The following is a 21,534-nucleotide window of genomic DNA, read 5'->3' as shown; positions in this document are numbered from 1 at the left end:
CGGTTCTCAGTGCTCTGCGTGCCACTCGAACGCCTTGAACGGCTCGTCGACCGGCGCGTCGGTCATGCGGTTGGCGTAGGTCGAGATGGTGTAGACACCCAGCCCCAGCACAACCTCCAGCGCATTCCGCTGGGTGTAGCCGGCGTCGAAAAATGCCTTCATCGTCTCGTCGGCCACATGTCCGTGGCCTTCCATCACGGCGAGGGTGAAGACTCGCATCGCCTCCAGCTTCGCGTCCTCCAGGGGCTTGCGGGCGCGCAGGGCCTCGATGAGGGACTGGTCGGCGTTGGTGCGCTTCAGCATGGCGCTGTGCATGGCCACGCAGTAGTGACACTCCACCGTGGTGGCCATCGTGAGGATGAATACCTCGCGCTCAAGGGGGCTCAGGGTGGTCTTGTTGAACAGCGCGTTGCCGTTCATGAAGCCTTCGAGCAGCTCCGGCGACTCGGCCATCAGGGCCACCGGCGCGGGCACGAAGCCGAAGCCCTTGGCGGTGTTCTCCATGATGGGACGTGCGGCTTCGGGGGCCGACGAGACGTCGTGGCGGGTGAACGTGGTCACGATGAGTTCCTCTCTGAACTGTGTGAGCCGAGCGACGGTACTGCCGTTCGGTGGTCTGTAGTGGCCCAGGCGGCGCGCACCGTCGTGACGAGCGCGTCCAGCCGGTCAGGGCGCAGTAGGGAGTAGTGGTCGCCTTCGAGGGTGTGGACGGTGACGTGTCCGGTGAGGTGGGTGGCCCATGCCGAGGACACCGCCTCGGAGGCGCCCTCACTCGCGCGGATCAGCACGACCGGTGACGCGTAGCTCCCCGGTTTGTGGTCGGCGAGGGCGCGGGCGTTGGTGACGAAGCGGGAAAGCAGCCCGTCGATCGTCACCTGGTCGGTGTCACCGTCCAGCAGTCCGCCGGCCCGCAGCCGGTCGACCAGGGCCGCGTCGGGATCGTCGGCTTCCGCCAGGTCGTGCCCGGCCAGCGGATCGGGCGCGCCGGCGATATGCGCGACGTCCCGGGCGAACCACTCCAGCAACCGTGCGCGGGACGGGACATCGCCGCGGTCGTCGGGGTGCTCCATCAGGTCGACGGCGACGACCGGGGCCACGGCGAGTCCGCGCTCCGCCAACCGCTCGGCGACCTCCAGCGCGAGTACTCCGCCCATCGACCAGCCGGCGATCCGCACGTCGGGCCCCGTGACGTCCTCGGCGATGGCGTCGGCGTAGCGATCGGCGAGCTCGGCGAGGCCGACCGGTGCAGTCACCTCGTCCGGCACCTGCACCGCGGTCACCGGCATACCGAGCGACTGCGCCAGGTCGCGGTAGCAGACCACGTCGCCGCCGACGGGATGGATCCAGTACGACGTGGGGCCGGTTCCGCCGGACGTCATCGGTACCAGCGTCGTCCGCCGTGTGCGTCCGTGCCGCACTGCGTCGGCCATGGCAGCGAGGGTGGGGTGGGTGAACACCACGGAGAGCGGGAGCGACCTCCCCAGGCCGGTCCGGATGCGGGAGATCAGCCGCACCCCGAGAAGCGAGTTGCCACCGAGCGCGAAGAAGTCGTCGTCCCTGCCGAGTGGGGCGTTGGGCAGCAGTTCGCTCCACAGCTCGGCCAGCGCCTTCTCGAGGTCGTCCCGCGGCGGCTCGGCCGCCGCCTGCCGTACCGACCGGCGGCAATGGTCTTCGAGTGCGCGGCGGTCGACCTTGCCGTTCGCGGTGATCGGCACGGCGTCCAGTGCCACGATCCGGCTCGGGACCATGTACGCCGGGAGCTGCGCCCGCAAGCTCTGAGTGACCGCATCGACGGTCGTCCCGTCCGCTTCGAGCACCACGCCGGCCACCAGGCTCTTGGCACCCATCGTCTCGCCGACCGCGGTGGCGACCGCGCCGCGGACTCCGGGCGTCCGGCTCAGTGCGGTCTCGACCTCGCCCAGCTCGATGCGGTAGCCCTGGATCTTGACCTGGCCGTCCTCGCGCCCCAGGAACTCGATGTTGCCGTCCGGCAGGTACCTGCCCAAGTCGCCCGTGCGGTAGAGGCGGCCGTGGACGGTGTCCACGAAGCTCGCCGCGGTCTTCTCTGGGTCGGCCAGATAACCGCGTGCGAGGCCGTCACCGGCGATGTACAGCTCTCCCGGAACCCCCGTGGGCCGATGCCGCAGCCGCTCGTCCAGCACGTGGAAGCGCTGGTTCTCCAACGGCTTCCCGTAAGGGATCGACGGCCATGAGGGATCCACGGCGCCGATGGGATAGGTGATGGACCAGATACTGGCCTCCGTGGCGCCACCCAGCGAGTGGATTCCGGCGCCCGGCAGACACCGGTGTGCGCGGTCGGGCAGGTCGGTGGGTATCCAGTCGCCGCTGAGCATGACGGTGCGTACCGATGGCAGGGTTGCTTCGTGGCCCGCCAGGTGGTCGACCATCATCTGCAGCAGAGCGGGGACCGAGTTCCAGACGGTGACACCGTGCTGCTGCACCAGCTCATACCACGCCTGCGGATCGCGTAGCTGTTCCGGCCGCGGCAGCACCAGGGTGCCTCCTGCCGCCAGGACACCGAAGACGTCGAAGACCGACAGGTCGAAGTTGAGTGCGGACAGACCGAGTACACGGTCCATGGCCCCGATCTCGTAGCGTCCACCGATGTCCTGGAGCGTTCCCAGAGCGGCCCGGTGCTCGATGACCACGCCCTTGGGCTGTCCCGTCGAGCCGGAGGTGAAGATGACGTAGGCGACGTTGTCCGGCTCGGCCGTGCCGGCGGGAAGGCTGCCGGGCGGCGGTGTGTCCGTGGCCACGTCCAGGATCGGGACATCGCTCAGCCACGAGTGGCCCTTGCGCGCCTCGTGGTCCACCACGGTCAGCGTGGCCCCCGACAGCTCCAGTGTCCGGCGGGCACGCTCGGCGGGCAGGTCGGCGGCGATCGGCACGTACGCCTTGCCGGCCTTCAGGACGGCGAGAACGGCCACGATCTGCTCAACGCCCTTGGGCAGCAGCACCGCGACGAGTTCTTCGGGGTCGGCCCCCGTCCTGGCCGCGATGTGACGTGCCAACACATCGGCACGCCGGTCGAGTTCGGCGTAGGTGAGGGTTTCCTGGCCACATACCACGGCCAGTGCGTCCGGAGTCTGCTGTGCGGCCCGCTCGAAGCCGTGGTGCAGCAGACCGGTGGGCCGCTCCGCCTCCGTGGCATTGGCCAGGCGCCGGGGGGCGAGCTCCCGCTCGGTCAGCTCGACGTCCGGTGTACGGCTCCACGCGCTTTCCTCGTCGCAGAGCCTCTCGATGAGTGCGCGATAACTCGCGAACATCGAGGCGACCATCGTCTCCGGCAACAGCTGAGACACGTAGTCCCAGTTCAGGCGCAGTCCGCTGGCATCCTCGATCACCTGGTGATCCAGCCACACCTGCGGTGTACGGATCATCGAGGAGACTTCCACTCCGTCGCCCGTCAGCCCGATCAGGTGGTCGGTCAGTGCGCTGGACGCGGGCCCCTCGCCCGAGGAGAAGTTCAGCGTGCTGGCGAACACCACGGGCGCCCGGCCGGCCCGCGCGGAACCGTGCAGGGTGGACAGCTCCCGCAGCACCTGCACGCCGCTGAAGGCGCTGTGCTCCAGGTCGTTCCAGAGCTGACGCTGCAGCTGCCGGCTGCGGGTGGCGAAGTCCGCCGGGCCGCGGGTGTCGACCTCGAGCAGCGTGATGGTGGAGAAGTTGCCGAGTACCGCGCCGACCTCGGGGTGCACGGGGCTTCGGTTGAAGAACAACAGGGTCAGGGTGAAGTGCGGATTCGCCGACCAGCGGGCGAGGGTTTCGGCGTACGCCGCGGCGATGGCCGCGGAGGGGGTGGCCCCTGCGGCACCCGCGTGTGCCTTGAACCGCTCCCACTGCTGAGGGGAGACGGTGGCGCTCAGGTGCGCGAACTCCGGCCGCCCGATGGCCGCCGGATCCGCTGCCAGCGGCAGTTCGGGGGCGGGGGGCAGTGTCGCGATCCGGTCCGTCCAGTACTCCCGGGCCGCCGCGTATGCCGGTTCGGACTCCAGCGCTCGGATGTGCCGGACGTAGTCGCGGAAGGAAAGCTCCACCGGCGCCGGTTCGTGCCCGCCGTACGTCTGAGCCAGCTCGGCGAAGAGCAACGCCGTGCTCCAGGCATCGATGATGAGCGCGTCGATACCGACGTGCAGCCGGGTCGTCCCGCCCGGGAGCTCAGTGACGGCGAAGTGGAACAAGGGCCAGGCGGTCGGGTCGAAGACCTGGTGGGACAGTTCTTCGGAGCGTTCGGCCAGCCGCGCCGGCAACTCCTCGGCCGGTACCGACGTGAGGTCCAGGCGGTCGAGCCGGTAGCGGTCGACCCGCGGCAGGACCCGCTGCCGGCCGTCCTCGGTCATGACCACGCGCAGCATGTCGTGCCGGCCGATGGCCGCGTTGACGGCGGCTTCCAGGCGGTCGGAGTCCAGGCCGTGCAGGTCGACCTCGATGTAGAAGAAGGTCGAGACGCCGCCCAGTTCCATGCCTTCCGAGCGCCCGATGAGGTATGCCTGTTGCAGGTCGGTCAGCCCGAAGGGCTCGTACCGGCCCTCCGGATCGGGGACCAGTTCCCGGCCCTGCGCCGGCGCGTCCGAGGGGGGTGCGGTCGCCTGCTCGGGCACGGGAGCCGGCAGCATCCGGTGGCCGGTGCTGCCGGCCGTCTGCTCCCGGACGTACGCCGCGACCTCGGAGATGCTCGCGCCGTCGAGGAACATCGCCAAGGGGACGGCCACACCACAACGGGCCGCGATCGCCTCCTTGATCTCCAGCGCCATCAGCGAGTCCAGCCCGAGATTCTGCACCGGCTCGTCCTGCGGGAGCCGGCTCGCCTCGGCACGCAGGGACCGGGCACACGCCTCGGTCACCGTCGTGAGCGGGTCCTCCGGCGTCGCGTCCCGCACGACCGGATCCGCGAGCGGTGCGGCCCCCGCCACCGGCTCCCAGACCTGTGCGTCGGCCGGCGCGTCGCTCGCCCGCACCTCCGCATGTGCCCGCGCGAGCGTGACGCCCGACGCCGACACCCAGCACGTGCCGGCGTCATCAAAGAGCCATGCATCGGCCACGACGGTGCGCGCGTCCGCCGCACTCCGCAGCTCAACCTGCACCTGAAGGGACTCGGCCGGCATCCCCGCGCGTGCGGTGAACGCATCGATGCCGACCACCATGAACGCGCTGTCCGACGTGCCACGGGCGGTCAACGGCGCGAACAGCACCTGGAACATCGCATCGGTCAGTCCCGGCGGCACGACATAGCGCTGCGCCTCCAAGCGGTCGGCGGCCCGGACGCGGGCCCGTGCACGGTCCCGGTCGTACCCGACCTCCTCGATCCATCAAGCTCCGTCACCGAGATACAGCCGGCGGGACCACATCTGGCGGTAGAACTCGCCACCGGTCATGTGGTGGGGCAGCTCGCCGAGCGGCTCGTACCCGGCCGTCGGGACAGCAGCCGCCCCGGTCACGCGACCACGGCAGTGCACCGGCCAGGCCAGCGCCGGGTCACCCGGGTCGGACCGGTAGGCGAAGCCCAGCGTTCCGTCGGGTGCCGGGTCAAGGGTGAGCATGACCGTCGGACGCCGCTCCGCGTCGTATCCCAGGCGGCGGAGCACCATGACGTCTGCCAGGCCGGCGGTGTCCCGGTCCGTCACCGTACGGGCCGCTTGGACGGCGGCCTCCAGGAAGAAGCCCACGTTGACGATGGGCTCTCCCCCGATGACGCAGTCCGCCAGAGCCGGGTCGGCTGCGCTGTCCAGGGACGCGATGAAGGCGGCACCCGCGCCCGGCGCAGGCACCTGGGTGCCGAGCAGGGGCCCACCGCTGGGCAGCGGAAGGCCGGCGGTCCCCCGTTCGGGTGCGGAAGCGCCCGCGCTGCGGCTCGGCTCGTACCAATGACGAGTCCGCTGGAAGGGGTACGTCGGGGCGTCGGTGATCTTGGCGGACCGTCCGGACCACAGCTGCAGCCAGTCGATGTCCAGGCCGGCGGTGTATGCCTCCGCCACGGTGGCCGACACAACCTCACTGTCGGGCCGTCCCGGCCGCATCGAAACGCCCCAGACCCCGGAACACTGCTGCTCGGGCACGAACCTGCGGGCCATCGCCAGCAGCGTCGGCGTCGGCCCGATCTCCAGGACGTGGTCGATGCAGGTGTCCATGACGGCCGTCATGGCGCCGAAGAAGTCGACCGGCCGGAGCGCGTGCTCCAGCAGGTACGCGGCGTTCCATTCGTCCGCACCCACCGGCGCCGCCGTCAGCGACGAGATGAGCGGAACGGCCGGCGCGCTGAACGTGATCCCGGCCAGCTCCTGCGCGAAGGCATCGAGCATCGGTCGCATCAGCGGCGAGTGGAAGGCCCGGCCGGTAGCCAGCTGCTTGCTGCGCAAGCCTCGCGCCGTCGCGCGTTCCACCACGCGGTGCACGTCATCGGGGCTGCCCGAGACCACCACGTGCTCCGGTCCGTTGACCGCCGCGATACCGACGCGCCCCTGCTCCTCGTCCAGCAGCTCACGCACCGCGTCCACCGGTCCGAAGACCGCGGCCATCGCCCCCGGCTCGGTCAGCTCCTGCATCAGACGGCCACGGCTGACCGCCACCGCGAGCGCGTCGGCGATGTCCAGTGTTCCGGCCACCGCGGCCGCGGCGATCTCGCCCACGCTGTGCCCGACGACGACGTCGGGCTCGATGCCCAGGGCGCGCCACATCTGTGCCAGCGACCATTCGAGCGCCACCAGCGCCGGCTGCGCGTAGTGGGTGTCGTGGACGAGGGAGCCGTCCGAGGCGAACATGACATCGAGCAGCGGCCGGTCCAGCAGCCCGTCCACCAGTCCGGCGCACCGCTCCAGGCTGCGGCGGAAAACGGGCGAGGACGCGAACAGGTCGGCGCCCATCCCGGGGTACTGCGAGCCCTGCCCTGTGAAGAGGAAGGCGACGCGGCCCTGGCGACGCTTCGCCGGTTGCGCGAGGGCGGCCGTCCCCTCGGCTATCCGCCGCAGTTCGCTCCGCATCTCTGCCGGAGTGGCGGCCACAGCGGCCTGGCGAACCGGCCAGTGATCGCGCGCCGTACCGGCGGTGAAGGCCAGATCCATGAGCGTCTCGCCACTCGTGTCACCCCGGTCCGGACCGAGCAGCGCCAGGTACTCCCGGGCGAGCTGCACGACGCCGTCCACGGTGCGGGCCGACAGCGGCAGTACGCAGCTGCCGGGGTCCTTCCGCGGCAGGTCGTCCGCGACGCGGGCCGGTGCCTCTTCGATGATGACATGCGCATTCGTGCCGCTCGCACCGAACGAGCTGACGCCTGCGCGCCGGACGCGTTCCCCCGGAAGCCACGGCCGGCCGTCGGCCGGTACCGCGATCTTCAGCCGGTCGAGGTCGATCTCGGGGTTGATCTCCGAAAAACCCCGGTGGGGCGGGATCAGGTCGTGGTTGAGGCCGAGCACGACCTTGATGAGGCCGGCGATGCCCGCCGCCGGCTCCAGGTGTCCGAGGTTGGTCTTGACGGACCCGACGAGCAGCGGAGTGCTCCTGTCCTGCGGACACAGCACGTCGGCCAGCGCGTTCACCTCGATCGGGTCACCGAGCGGTGTTCCGGTGCCGTGCGCCTCGACGTAGTCGATGTCCTCGGCCGCCAGTCCGGCCGCGTCGAGCGCGGCGCGTACGACCTCCCGTTGTGCCTTCGCGTTCGGCACCGTGATACCGCTGGCTCGTCCGTCCTGGTTGACGGCGCTGCCGCGGATGACGCCGAGGATGCGGTCCCCGTCGACCTGCGCGTCGGACAAGCGCTTCAGGACGACCACACCACATCCCTCCGACCGGACATAGCCGTTGGCGGAGGCGTCGAATGTTTTGCAGTGGCCGTCGGGCGACAGCATGTTGGCCTTGCCGAGCACGGTGTACCACTCCGGCGAGAGCAGGACGTTGACCCCGCCGGCGAGCGCCATGTCGGCATCGCGGCTGCGCAGCGCTTGCGCCGCGAGGTGGACCGCGACCAGGGACGAGGAACAAGCGGTGTCGACGGACAGGCTCGGACCGTGTACGCCGAGCCAGTAGGCGATCCGGCCCGCCGCGAACGTCGATGCGTTGCCGGTGAGGGCGTACGCCTCCAGTTCCGCGGGGGCCACGTGGCTCAGCAACGACTGCGTGTAGTCGTCGTTGGTCACCCCGACATAGATGCCGACCTTGCTGCCCTTGAGCGTCGCGGGCCTGGCGCCGGCGTTCTCCAGGGCCTCCCAGGAGACCTCCAGAAGCAGCCGCTGCTGAGGATCGAGGTAACGCGCCTCACGAGGGGATACTCCGAAGAATTCGGCGTCGAACCGGTCGACGGCCTCGAGGAAGCCGCCCAGGGGCGCACCTCGGGAAAGCCCCCGGGAACGTCCGCCAGCCGTGCGGACGGATACGGTGCGACCGCGTCCCGCCCCTCGGCGAGCAGCTGCCACAGGGCTGCGGTGTCGTCCGCTCCCCCGGGCATGCGGGCGCCCATTCCGACGATGGCGACGGGTTCCGTGGTTTCTGCGCGGAGGGCGTCCCGTTCGCTGGTCAGCGACTTGATCCGGTCCAGCGCCGAGTGCAGGAGCCGGCGGGTGTCGTCCGGCAGGTTGGTGGTCATGACTGTCCCCCGGGCATCGGCTGGTGAGAGCGTCCGAGTTCTGACTCGAGCGCCCTGATGAGGTCGTCGTCGGCGAGTGTGTCCGGCGCCGTCGGCGAGTGCTCGACGGCCGGGCCTTCGGCCGATGCGCTGCCGACACGCTCGCGCACCTGGTCGTCCGCGCTCACGGAAGCGGCGAGGAATGCCGCGAGTTCCGAAGCTGTGGGGTGCTCGAACATGAGACGGGTCGGCAGGGCAAGACCGAAGGTACGGGCCAGCCGGTTCTTGGCCCGGGTGGCGAGCATGGAATCCATGCCGAGCGCGAAGAAGCCCGCGTCCGTGTCGAGGTCCTCCGGCTGCAGCCCCAAGGTCTCGGCCACGACTCGGACGACGGTGTCGGTCACCTCTCGCGCTGTCCAGGTGCCCGGCGTCGCCGACGGCTCGGCCGGGTCACTCGAACCGGCCGGAACCGCTGCGGGGGCATCCCGCCGGTCGGCCCACGGGTTCGCCCACTGGGGGCTGGTGAACCAGTGGCGGGCCCGGGTGAAGGGGTATGTCGGCAACGACAGCATGGGGACGGCGCGGTCCGGCCGGAGCCTTGAGCGGTGCGGCCACGGACCGCGCGGGCGGTGGGTGAACAGGAACCCGGAGGCCCGCTCCATCGCCACGTCGTCGGGCAGGTCCCGGTGGAGCGACCCGGTGGCGGCAGCCGGCCCGTCGGCCGCCGCGCACAGTCCGTCGAGCGCGTCCACGAGCGTGGGATGCGGCGACATCTCGATGAAGGTGTCATGGCCGTCGGCGAGCAGCCCCTGGACGCCTTGCGCGAAGCGCACGGGTTCGCGCATGTTGGCGTACCAGTAGCGGGGGGACGGCGCCTGCGCCAGGGGCGTGCCCGACACCGTGGACACCATGGCGACCTGCGGGGCCATCGGCCGGATGCCGCCGATGGTCGCCAGCAGCTCGTCCTGGAGCGCGTCGACCTGCGGGCTGTGCGAGGCGACGTCCACCGCGACGAACTTGCAGAAGACGTTGTCGCGCGCCAGCTGGGCGGCGACCCGCTCCAGCGACTGGCGGGCCCCGGACAACACGGTGGAGTGCGGCGAGTTGACCACCGCTACGCAGATGTCACCGTATCCCTCGCACAGCCGCTGTGCCGCCTCGTGACCGACGCCTGCGACGAGCATGCGACCCTGCCCGGCGATGCGTGCCAACAGCCGGGAGCGCTCGCAGATCACCGTCACCGCGTCCGGCAGCGACAGGGCGCCCGCGACGTACGCCGCGGCCACTTCGCCCATGCTGTGTCCGATGACGGCAGCGGGCTGCACTCCGGCCGCCCGCCAGGTGGCCGCGAGTCCGACGGCGACCGTGAAGAGGGCCGGCTGGACGTGCTCGGTGGCGAGTCGGCCGTCGGCACCGTGCTCGATCAGGTCGAGCACACTGCGTCCCAGCACCGGACGCATGGCCTCGTCGACCTCGCGTACGGCCGCGGCGAACACCGGGTCGGTCGCCCGCAGCCGGGCCGTCATACCGACCCAGTGCGGCCCTTGGCCCGGGAAGACGAAGACCGTGCCACCGCTGCCTTTCGCGGATCCGACCACGCCTGCGGGGCCGGGCGCGCCGTCGGCCGCTTCACGCAGGATCGTGACCAGCTCGGCCGGGGATGCGGCCGATGCCGACAGCCGGCTGGGCAACACGGTACGACGCTGGTCGACGGCCTCGGTGACGGTCCTGACGTACGCCGCGTCCGTACCGTCCAGCAGGTCCGCGTACCGTCCTGCCAGCTCGGCCAGGGCCGCGGGAGCCGCGGCCGAGATGCGCAAGGTCAGCGGCGCTTCGTCCGGCACGGCTTCGGGCGCCTCGACCTGCTGCGGCACGGGCGCGGGACCCACGAGCGCGTGTGCGTTCGTCCCGCCGGCGCCGAACGCGGAGACGGCAGCGACCCGCTGCTCGTCGTCGCCCTCCCAGGGCCGTACCTGGTCGCCCGCGAAGCCGAGCCGGGTACTGTCGATCCGCAGGTGCGGGTTGACCGTGGTGAGATGCAGTGACGGGTAGACCGTCCGGTGATGCTGGGCGAGCGCGGTCTTCACCAGTCCCGCGATGCCGGCGGCAGCCTCCAGGTGTCCCATGTTGGTCTTGAGAGATCCCAGGTGGCAGGTCGGCCCGGGCGCCGCACCGTAAATCGCCGCCAGCGCTTCGACCTCGATGGGGTCACCGAGACTGGTTCCCGTACCGTGCGCCTCCACCAGGCTGACCTGCGCGGGGCTGACACCGGCGTTTTTCAGCGCCGCTGTGATGCACTGCTGCTGCGCGCGTCCGCTCGGCGCCGTGAGGCCATTGGTGCGGCCGTCCTGGTTGACAGCGGACCCGCGGATGGTCGCGTAGATGCGGTCCCGGTCGCTGAGGGCGTCGGACAGCCGCTTCAGGACGACGGCCACCACACCCTCGCCCCGGACATAACCGTCCGCCGCAGCGTCGAAGGTCTTGCACCGCCCGTCCGGCGACAGCGGCAGCCCCTTGGAGTGCGCGACCGTACTGGCGGGCGACAGCAGGAGGTTGACCCCGGCGGCTACCGCCGTGTCGCACTCGCCGGACCGCAGCGCCTGCACTGCCAGGTGCACGGCGACCAGCGAGGAGGAGCAGGCCGTGTCGACGGACAGGCTGGGCCCGCGCAGATCGAGTTGATAACTCAGGCGGTTGGCGATGATGCAGTTGGTCCCGCCGACGACGGTGTAGAGGTCGACGGTCTCCGGACGCGCCAGTTGCATGGTGAGGTAGTCGTGGGCATTGGCACCCACGAAGACGCCGGCAGCCGATCCTGCCAGCCGGTCGGCGGGCATCCCCGCGTCCTCGAAGGCGTGCCAGGCGGTTTCGAGCAGCAGTCGCTGCTGCGGGTCGATGTGCGCGGCCTCGCGCGGGGAGATCCCGAAGAAGGCGGCGTCAAAGCTGTCCACGTCGTCGATGAGACCGGCGTGCCGCATGTGCGTACGCCCGACCGCGTTCGGGTCCGGGTCGTAGAACTCGTTGTGACCCCAACGGCTCGATGCCATCTCGGCGATGGCATCGAACCCCGAGGCCAGCGCCTCGTGCAGGGCCGTCGGTGTGTTGATTCCCCCGGGCAGCCGCACGCCCAGGCCGACGATGGCGATGGGCTCCCGCCGCGCACGCGAGAGTTCATCGACCCGTGCACGCAAACTCCTGACGGCCGACAGAGCGGTGTTCAGCGCTCTGTCGGACTCCCCCTGCTCGCTCATATCTCCCCCACCAGCGCTTCCAGTTCTGCGAGTTCTTGTTGCAGGGCGTCCAGGTCGCCCCCGTCCGTGCGGGTCCCGGCAGCCGGGACGTCCGGCTCGGCCGCCTGCGGCGCAGCCGGTTCCCCGGACCGGCCCTCCGCCGCTGTCTCATCGGGTGCCAGCCGGTCGGCGAGTTCGACCGAAAGGACCTCGACGGTGGGGTAGTTCCAGACCACCGTCGGGGACAGTGTGATGGCCAGCAGGCGCTCCAGACGGTTGCGCAGTTCCAGCCCCATGATCGAGTTGAGTCCCAGGCTGTGGAACGGTTCCGCCGGGTCCACCTGCGCGGGCGGGACGCCGGTGACTTCACTGACGACACCGCGTACCGCCTCGGTGATACGGACGGTCCGCTCAGCCACGGAGAGCGGGTCCAGCTGCCGACGCAGGCCCCCTGCGTCCTCGCCGGTTGTGTCCGCCACTGCTACCGGTACCTGGCGCACCTCGACGCCTCTGATGCGCAGCGATACGCGACCGTCGCTGATCAGATCCACGTCGGCGACGTAGGTCTCTGCGGCGGAGCCGGGAGAGACCACCGCGACCGCTCGCGGATCGGCACCGGGAGCGGAGAGCACGGACATCTCACGGACGGCCGTGGTGAGCACGGCCATGTCGGTGCCGATCCGGTCCGGCCCCACGAGGAGAGGCGCCACGGCAGCCTGTAGGGCGGCGTCCACCACCCGCGGATCGACCGGCAGGCGGCCCTCGGCCTGGCGAGGGTCCCAGTCGATCTCGGCGGTGGATCCGCCCGCGCCGACATCGATCCGGCGGATCCGCCGGTACTGCGGGCCGAAGGTGATTCCCCGTTCGGCGAAGCACTCGTACAGGTCCTCGGCCGGTACCCGGTTCCCTGCCACTGGTACCAGCGGCGCGCTCGCAGCCTCGGCTCGTGCGACCGTGGCCGTCCCCACCTGCACCCAGGGGTCACCGTCCCGTCCGAAGAACTCGACCCGGGCTGTCGTCCCGAGGGTGCGGACGGTGGTCTGCAGAGGTGTGTCCCCTCCGGACACCTCCAACGATGCCGGAAGCTCCAGTCCTCGGACCGTGACCGGTCCGGCTTCCAGGGCGGAGCCGGCCACGTGCAGGGCAACGGCTGCCAAGGCTGCGGCCGGGACCACGATACGGCCGTCGATCACGTGATCGGCGAGGGACCACGTGAGGGAGTTCAGCCGGCCGGCGTGCACCGCCAGCGCCGAGTCGTGCGGCAGCTCCGTCCGCACGCCGACGGGGTCGGCACTTCCGAGGTTCACCCCGCTCGTCAGCATCGGTGCGGAGGCCCGCTGCCACGGGTACGGCAGTGGCACCGGGAAGGCGTGCCCAGCGGCGTTCACCGCGGCGTGATCGACCGGGACACCACCGCCGTAGAGCCGTCCGAGCGCGTTCAGCAGTGTCGGCCATTCCGGCTGTTCTTTGCGCAGCGCGGGTACGACCAGTGTGTTCCGTGGCGCGGCGGTCTCCTCAATGGCAGGGCTGAGGACCGCGTGCGGGCTGATTTCGACGAAACAGGTGTAGCCGTCGTCCAGCAACTGATGCGTGGTGGTGGCGAAGAGCACCGGATCGCGCAGATTTCTGACCCAGTACTCGACGTCCAGTTCGCTGCCGCCGGCCGGTCGCCCCAGTACGGTCGAGTAGAGAGGAAGCGTCGACTCGGTCGGGCGGATGTCCGCGAGAGCCTCTCGCAGTGGCGGCAGGATGGGCTCCATCTGCGGGCTGTGCGAGGCCACTTGGACTCTTACGGGCCGGTTGAACACTCCGCGTTCGGTGAGCTCACGCGCGGCCCGTTCGATCTCGGCCGCCGCGCCGGACAGGACGGTGGAGCGGGCCGAGTTGCTCACCGCGACCGACATCGCCTCATTTCCCGCGCATACCGTCTCGGCCTCCTCGAAGGTCAGCTCGGTCGCGAGCATGGCGCCCGTACCGGTCAGGCCGTCCATCAGCGCGGAGCGGCGGCCGATGACCGCGGCAGCGTCATGCAGTGTCAGCGCCCCGGCGAGGTGGGCCGCCGCCGCTTCGCCCATGCTGTGTCCGATCACCGCATGCGGAGTGACCCCGTAGTGTTCCAGCGTGCGTGCCAGCGCCACCTGCACCGCGAACAGCAGGGGCTGAGCCGTCGCGACGTTGGTGAAGGTGTCGTCGTCGGTGTCTTCGAGCAGCGGTTGCAGGACCCGCACACCACACGCCTCGCGCATCGCCGCGTCGCAGCGCCTCAAGTGCCGCGCGAACACCGAGTCGCGGCGGTACAGATCCCGGCCCATGCCACGCCACTGCCCGCCCTGGCCGGGGAAGACGAAGACGGTACGAGGGGCCTCGGCCGCGGCGGGCACACGCTCCGCCCCGGCTGGAGCGTCGGCCCGCGCACGCAGTTCGGCCACGGCCCGGTCCCGGTCGGACGCAACGACGCTCTCCCGGTACGGGAGGGTCGCCAGGCCGGCCAGAGCGGGCGCGACGGCCGCGGGCGAGCTGTCCTCGGGCCACCACTCCGCCACGTCCCGGCACCGCTGGGCCAGCGCCGCCGGGGTGTGCCCGCTCAGCGACAGCAGCGTCTCCCTGGGCAGTCCGGCCGCCGCACCGCAGGCGGCGGCGACATCGGCGAGGTGGCTGCCGGAACGTGAGTACACGGGGAGGAGGCGTGCGTGGTCGCCAAACCTGTCGCGCAGCGCGCTGCCGAGGATGGGATGCGCGTTGATCTCCACCACGACGTCCGGGGTGGTCAGCATCGGGTGTGCCAGCGCGGCCGCGAAGTCGACGGGCCGGCGCAGTGCCGTGGCGAAGTACTCGGCGGTGAACGCACCGTCGGCCATCGGACGCCCGTCGAGCGCCGAAATCATCGGCAGTGTCGGCGGGTACTGGTCGAGCTGCCCGAGTGCCTCGATCAAGTCATCGTGGACTTCGTCGATGGCAGGGCTGTGGGCGGCGAGGCCCACGTTGATGCGGCTGGCCTTGTGTCCCGCACTGGACAGGACGGCGATGAGTTCGTTCAGATCGGCAGCCGGGCCCGACAGATTCGTCGAGCATGCCGAGCTCATGCCGGCGACCACGATGCCGGGTCGCTGCTCCAGGTAGGGCGCCAACTGCTCGGCCGAGAGGCCCACCACTGCCATGCCGCCGCCCCGGCCGACCAGCCGCTGCTGCGCCGCCGCGTAGTGTGCGACGACACGACCGCCCTCGTCCGCCGTGAGCGCGTCCACGGCGACCGCACCGGCGATTTCGCCGAGCGAGTGCCCGACCACCACGCCGGGGCGCACTCCGCGGGCGGCCAGACTGCGGGTCAGGCCCACCTGGATCGCGTAGATCGCGGGCTGGCACACGGCCACGCCGTACGGTTCCAGGTCGGCCCCGGAGACGAGCAGCTCCATGACGGACACACCGAGCACCGGCGCCGCGCCCCGGTCGCACTCGGCCACCGCGGCACGGAACACCGGGTCGGACCGGAGCAGGTCACGGGCCATTCCGGTCCACTGGCCACCGAAGGGCGAGAACACGAACGCCACGTCACCGGTCTGCTGCGCACCGTCCGAGAGCATGGACCGGACGCCGTCCCGCACCGGTGAGATGTCCGTACCGGCGGTCTCCCGCACATGGGGGCCGACCACAACGTGCGCATTGGTACCGCCCCAGCCGAAGCTGCTGACCCCGCCCAGAACGGGCTCGCCGGACGGCAGGGAAACCGGTGCGGACGGCACGGCCAGGTTCAGAGCGTCCAGGTCGATGTGGGGATTCACCTCACCGGCCAGGATGCAGGGCGGGACGACACCGTGGTGCATGACGAGGGCTGCCTTGACGAGCCCCGCAACGCCCGCGGCCCCTTCGAGGTGCCCGATGTTCGCCTTGAGTGTGCCGAGCCGAACGGGCTCCGACCCACCTTTCAGGGCGCCGGCTAAGGCGGTCGCCTCGATCGGGTCACCGAGGGGCGTACCAGTCCCATGTGTCTCAACGAATCGGACCTGTGCGGGGTCGGTCCGGCCTCGCGCGTGCGCCTCCTGGATGACGGCCTGTTGTGCGCGGGGGCTTGGCGCGGTCAGCCCATTGGTGTGTCCGTCATTGTTGACCGCGGTGCCGTGCAGCAGGCACCAGATGTGGTCGCCGTCCCGCTCGGCGTCGACGAGCCGCTTCACGACGAGCGCCGCGGCGCCCTCGCCCCGGCCGAAGCCGTCCGCCCGGTCGGCGAATGCCTTGCTGCGCCCGTCGGGCGCGAGTCCGCCGAAGGCGATGAGGTCGGCCGTGGTGGCTGCCGACTGCAGGAGGTTGACGCCGCCCACGATGGCAGCGTCGATTTCGCCCGAGCGCAGGGCCTGAGCGGCCAAGTGCACGGCCACCAGGGACGACGAGCAGGCGGAATCCAGAGTGACCGACGGTCCGTGCAGGTCGTACAGGTAGGAGACACGGTTCGCGACCATCGAGAGGCTCGAGCCGGTCGCCGTGTGCATGGTGTGCTGCCCGGGCCGTGCCGCCGCGCCGTGCTCGTTCCAGATGCTGCCGACGTAGACGCCCGTCGCGCTGCCGTGCAGGCCCGTACGGAGCAGCGAAGACGCCTCGATCGCCTCCCAGCAGACCTCGAGGAAGAGACGCTGAACGGGATCGAGTGCCGATGCCTCGCGTGGGGTGAGGTGGAAGAAGCGGTGGTCGAACTCATCGAGTCGCTGCCGCAGGTATCCGGCATCGAGCGCCGGCACTTGGCCGTCGGCGAAACGCCCCTTTGGCGCCGGGCCGATGGCGTCCTGACCGGCCAGGACAAGTTCCCACAGCTGTGCGACGGTGTCGGCGCCCGGCAGGCGCGCTGCCATGGAGACGACCGCCAGTGGTTCGGCCGGGTCCGCGCCGCCGCGTCTTCGGCCGCCCGTCGGGGCGTCGGCGTCCTGCTGCGTGGACACCGCGGCGGCTGCCAGCTTGTTCACGGTGGGGGCGGCCCACACCGTGGCGACGGTCAGCTCGCGGCCGAGCCGCAGTCCCAGACGCCCGACCATTGCCGCGGCAGCCTGGGAGCTCACCCCCATCGAGGAGAAGGTCGCGTTGCGGTCCACTTCCCGGACCGGTACGGCCAGTTCCTCAGCCACGTACTCCGTGATCCACTCCGCGACGTCCGCCGCCGCCCATGTCCCTGTCGTGTCCGTCATGCGCACCGCCCCATGCCGGCCGCCGCCTCCAGGACGACAGCGGTGACGACCAGGGAATCCGAGACGTGCCAACGCCCGGCGACGCCGGCCGGCAGCCCCGGCTCACGGCGGGCGCGATGCAACTGGGCGCCGAACGTGCCGCGCCAGGCACCTTCACCGAGCCGGTACAGCCCCCTCACCCCGATACGCAACTCCGAGAAGTCGATAAGGCCTGCCCCCAGCCCATAAAGGGCCTTGCACGCCGCTTCCTTGGCGGAAAAGGCAACCGTCTCCGACCACAAGCCGGACCTGGCCGGCCATCCGCGCCGTTCTCCCGGTGTGGCGATGGCAGCGATAAGCTCATCGGCGAGTGGACGGTGAGGTTCAGCGTCGATCCCCAGAGCACATACGTCACGGCGAGCAGCCACGGCGGCTGCCCGGTAACCCAAGCAATGGGTGATCGAACCGGTGAACCCTTGTGGCCAGGCCGGTGCACCGGTGACTGTACGCACCAAGTCCGTTGTCGGCGCCCCGACTGCGCTCAGCGCCCTTCGCGCCAGCGCTCTTCCCGTCACGAACTCGGCCCGCCGTGCGGGCACTGCCCATCCGAGCGAATCCAGCTCGCGGACAGTGGCCCCTGACGACACGTCGCAAGTGGACTGAGCCACTTCCACACCGGTCGGCACGATGGTCGACATCAAGCCCTTGATGCCTGGTTCCAGTAGTCGAGCATGCACGTTGAAGACCCCTCCCCCCGTATCCCCAGGTGATCGTCAACCTGGTTGACGGTATCAGGAGCCTCGACCCGTCAGGCGGCAATATTGACCCGAATTCGCCCCGCCTTGACGCGGAATCACCGCCTCCTCACGACAACACCCACTACGCCGCGCCACACATATGCCCGCGACCTGCGCCGACCCACCCCGTCACCTCTCACCCACCCTCACTCGCGTGATCTACGTCACTCAAGCGGTTCAATGTGTCCAGCGGTCGGCGTGAAGCCATCTCACCTTTGAATCGCTCCCCACCCGGCCACCACCCCGGACGCCCGGTGCGGGACGCCTCACGCCTTCTGCCACCGTCGACGACGGGTCAGGTGTTCCGCCGACTCGTTGTCCGGCGCAGAGCACCCTGTGAGCACCGAAGGAGCCACCCATGCATGGCCAGAACGCGACGCGCGGCACAGCACAACGGCTTGCACGACGTGCTGCAGCACATCCTCCGCAGCCAGTAGGGCATACGCCGACGAACACCGGCCCCGGGGCCTCGGCTGTCAGGCCGAGGGCGCTCAGGTTATGACGGAACGAGCCGAGTCCATCGACGGAGCCCTCAGGACAGCGAGGGCGGCCTGCGGAGCGAGGCGGCGCGGAGCAGCCCCCACAGAGGCTGTGAGCCAGCCGCCCGCACGGCGAAAGGGGGACGGCCGACGGCATGCCGCCGCCGCTGCCAGACGAAAGTCACCGCCGCCGCGGCCACCCGGCCGTTGGTCATCATCACCGCCACATTGGCGACGTGGACCCGGTGCACGTCGCGCCAACTACAACCTCAGCAGCAAGGTGGTCGAACGTCGAGGGCCCCGGCCGCCCCACCACCCCGTACGCCGACATGGCCGGCTATGAGCGGCAAAACTCGCCTTCGCTCCCACAGCCCAGACGACACCGATTGCCTGCCGGGCGCCGAAAGCGGATTCTAGGATCCGGTGAGCGCTTCCGGCATCGAGCGGGGGCCGCTAAACACAGTGGCCGACACGGACACTGTCCGATGCCACCGAACCCAGCGGCACCGCCCTCAGCCTCGAAGGCGGCATGGCGGGGCCGCCCTCCCAGGCCCCTTGGGGAGTCTCTGGGGAGAACGGCCCCCGCTGGGGAGTCCGCGGGGAGTTCCGGTCGCACAAACTCGCACGACACTGAAAGCCCCAGTAAGAGAGATCACCGCAGTTCAGCGGCGTCAGCTGGGGAAGTGCATGACGTAAGTACCGAGGTCGTCCCCCTCAACAATCCCCGGCAACGACCCACCCTCCCTCAAGGGAGTCACATAACGAGTCGCAATGACTTCTGTAAGCATTTGCCCAGGCTATCCGCCCGCCTGACCTCAGGAATCACGACCGACCGACAAACCCCTCCGGCCTGGCGCTCCGCCCTGAACACCCTGGGGAGTTTCGGCCGCGGTCGACCACGCCGCCCCCACCGCCAAACAGGGTGTCGATGGCACCCCGCCCCCTATTACCGGCCTCCGGCATGAAGTGCGCGTAGTGGTCCAGCGTGATCGTCGACGACGAGTGCCCCAGCCACCGTGCGAGCGTAACCACCGACTCCCCCGCCTCCAACATCACTGAGGCGTACGTGTGCCGCAGCACATGGAAGCCGTCCTTGGGTGCCGCCGCCCACTGCCAGGGCTTCGCGCCTTCGGCCTGCGGCGGGATGACGCCGGCCTTCGCAAGCGCGGGCTTCCACACGTAGGTATTCCACGTGTTGACGGCGACCGCATTGCCGAAGCGAGAGGTCAGGAGAAGCGGAAACTTCTTGCGCGCCATGTCCTCGCCCGGCCCTCCCCAAGGGAACTCCACCTCCACCGGAGGAAAGTGCTCGATGTGCTGCCGCAGCTCTGCAGCCACTGAGGCGGGCATGTCCACACTGCGGGTCTTCCCACCCTTCGGAAGGGCGTAGTACAGCTTCCCGCCCAGGACCTGCACCTGCTTCCGGACATGCAGAATGCCCCGCGCCCAGTCGATGTCCTCCGGGCCGACGCCGAACGCCTCCCCTTGGCGCAGCCCGCATCCCAGACCGAGCACCACCGCTACCCGGTATCGCTCATTGATCAGGTCCCGGACGCGAAGTGCGGTCTCCAGCGACCATGCGTCGCGACGCTCCTTCGACGCCTTCGGCCATCGCACCGACTTCGACCGCATCGGATTCCTGACGATCCGCCGGTCGTCCACGGCGGTCTCGAGAATCGCGGACAGCTCGCCCAAGATGCCTCGCCGGTAGTCGACGGACAGGACGGTCACGTCCAACTTTGCTACGTAGGCCCGCAGTTCTGCTGTCGTAACTTGCCTGAGGGGGAGATGTCCCAGCTGCGGAACGAGATGGAGCCGAACTGGCCGCCCGCCTCCCCGTCGAAGCCGCGCATCCTCACCGCCCGGGTCCCCGACACCCAGCCGCTGGGCGGCCGGGCCTTCGTCAAGGACCTCGCCGCCCGCACCGGCGCCTCCCCTGGCGACCTCCCGCTGGGGCACCGGATCCGTCTGCTCCGCCGTCGCGGCCTACGCCGGCCCCGACCTGCTGATCCGCGTCCTGCGCCAGCTCCCCTCCGGCTGCGCGCTGCTGTTCGGCCGTGCCGAACGCACCCAAGCCGCATAGCCGGGCCGCGCGGCCAGGACCGCCACGTGGTCCGACACCGACGCTGAAAGCACCGCTCATACGCGCTCCGAGGATCGCAAACAGGCACTCAAAAGCTCCGGGTGAATACCAGGGCCATGCAGCCGCTTGGGCCTCGCCGATACGCAGCACGCTCGATCGGCCTGACGCTTGCCTTCACCGGATTCCGCTGAAGGCAAGCCAACGATCACCGAGTTGCTGCCCCACTCAGTTGGCAACCCACACCCGGCCCGGCACCGCTTCGTGCCTGTGAGCCACTTGCCCGCCGAGCACATTGCCGATCTTGCAGAAAGCTTTGCTTTAGAGGCAACAGGCGAACCAGGTTCGCGGAATCCGCCCGCCAGTGTTCCTGGCGGGCGTTGCCGAAGAGGCCAGGAGGAGGCCCGGGCAGGCCGGAGAAGGACGCTCCTTCCTCACCTGTCATGCCCGTGTACTCCTGGCCGTTGCGCGCCCCCACCGTGCGCAACCGCGACCTCGCACGGACCTGTCACCTCTCCGAAGGCACTGCCCAAACCGCCCTGGCCGACCTGGAAAGGCCGGCCACCTCAGCCGGACACGCGCCGCGCGACGCTCGCACTCCCCTGCACCCCAACGGCACATTCCCTCACCCCACCGACGCCGACCTGCCCGCCCGGGCCCTGCTGAAGCTCGCTTCCCCCAGGACAACGATCACTGACGCCCGCCGTCCGGGCGGCGCAGGAAGTGCCGGTGCGGCCAGGCAGGCGCCAGCAGGACTCGGACGGTCAGGCCGGCTTCTTCCGGGTGCCGGGCGAGAAGGCTTCCCCGCAGAAGGGGCCCGTTCAGGCCGGGGCCTCCGGCTGCGGACCGAGGGTACGGGTGCGTAGTTCTTCGTTGATCCGCTGAGCTTCTTCGAGCTGGTCTTCGAGGATGATGATCCGGCAGGCCGCTTCGATCTGGGTGCCGGCGTCGACGAGTTCGCGGGCGCGGGCGGCGATGCGCAGCTGGTAGCGGGAGTAGCGGCGGTGGCCGCCTTCGGAGCGCAGCGGGGTGATCAGACGGTGCTCGCCGAGGCTGCGGAGGAAGGCGGGGGTGGTGCCGAGCATTTCGGCGGCCCGGCCCATGGTGTAGGCGGGGTAATCGTCGTCGTCGAATTTGTCGACGGGGTGGGTACTGCGAGGGGGCATAGACCTCTTCTTCCGGGGATACGTCCGAGGGGCCCGGGTGCCGTACGGCACCCGGGC

The 21,534-nt window shown here is 70.3% G+C and carries 8 protein-coding genes and 1 pseudogene; 1 reads left to right on the top strand and 8 read right to left on the bottom strand.

Annotated elements, in window-relative coordinates; translation table 11 throughout:
* Positions 1 to 6: 6 nt before the first annotated feature.
* The 7 genes from ABZ840_RS23065 to ABZ840_RS23035 form a co-directional block, all read right to left on the bottom strand.
* Positions 7 to 561, bottom strand: a complete 555-nt coding sequence (locus tag ABZ840_RS23065; protein ID WP_361561986.1) for a carboxymuconolactone decarboxylase family protein — start codon at positions 559 to 561, stop codon at positions 7 to 9.
* A complete protein-coding gene (locus ABZ840_RS23060; RefSeq protein ID WP_361562179.1) occupies positions 558 to 5,327 on the bottom strand; it encodes an amino acid adenylation domain-containing protein in 4,770 nt (1,589 codons plus the stop codon). The genes ABZ840_RS23065 and ABZ840_RS23060 overlap by 4 nt, the downstream gene beginning before the upstream one ends.
* 3 nt (positions 5,328 to 5,330) lie before the next feature.
* Complete coding sequence (locus ABZ840_RS23055) at positions 5,331 to 8,426, bottom strand: beta-ketoacyl synthase N-terminal-like domain-containing protein (RefSeq protein ID WP_361561985.1); 3,096 nt, start codon at positions 8,424 to 8,426, stop codon at positions 5,331 to 5,333.
* Between the two features lie 166 nt (positions 8,427 to 8,592).
* A complete protein-coding gene (locus ABZ840_RS23050) occupies positions 8,593 to 11,826 on the bottom strand; it encodes a beta-ketoacyl synthase N-terminal-like domain-containing protein (protein WP_361561984.1) in 3,234 nt (1,077 codons plus the stop codon).
* On the bottom strand, positions 11,823 to 16,976 hold the full coding sequence (locus ABZ840_RS23045) for an acyltransferase domain-containing protein (protein ID WP_361561983.1): 5,154 nt from the start codon (positions 16,974 to 16,976) through the stop codon (positions 11,823 to 11,825). Before ABZ840_RS23045 ends, ABZ840_RS23050 begins: the two co-directional genes overlap by 4 nt.
* Positions 16,973 to 17,653, bottom strand: a complete 681-nt coding sequence (locus tag ABZ840_RS23040; RefSeq protein WP_361561982.1) for a 4'-phosphopantetheinyl transferase superfamily protein — start codon at positions 17,651 to 17,653, stop codon at positions 16,973 to 16,975. Before ABZ840_RS23040 ends, ABZ840_RS23045 begins: the two co-directional genes overlap by 4 nt.
* A gap of 1,400 nt (positions 17,654 to 19,053) precedes the next feature.
* Positions 19,054 to 19,962: a site-specific integrase gene (locus tag ABZ840_RS23035; RefSeq protein ID WP_361561981.1), complete on the bottom strand. Its 909-nt coding sequence runs from the start codon at positions 19,960 to 19,962 to the stop codon at positions 19,054 to 19,056.
* An 86-nt stretch (positions 19,963 to 20,048) separates the two neighbouring features.
* On the opposite strand from ABZ840_RS23035, the pseudogene ABZ840_RS23030 reads away from it, so the two are divergent.
* Positions 20,049 to 20,314, top strand: a pseudogene (locus tag ABZ840_RS23030) (DUF2267 domain-containing protein); the annotation flags it as partial.
* 818 nt (positions 20,315 to 21,132) lie between these two features.
* Here the strand turns inward: ABZ840_RS23030 and ABZ840_RS23025 are convergent.
* Entirely contained in the window at positions 21,133 to 21,477 is a 345-nt protein-coding gene (locus ABZ840_RS23025; RefSeq protein ID WP_361561980.1) for a MerR family transcriptional regulator, read from the bottom strand.
* Positions 21,478 to 21,534: the final 57 nt, after the last annotated feature.

The sequence above is a fragment of the Streptomyces sp. NPDC047117 genome (assembly GCF_040643545.1).
In the GTDB taxonomy this organism is placed as follows: Bacteria; Actinomycetota; Actinomycetes; order Streptomycetales; family Streptomycetaceae; genus Streptomyces.
Note: the sequence above shows the minus strand (reverse complement) of the source record. Positions and strands in the feature narration are given on the sequence as shown.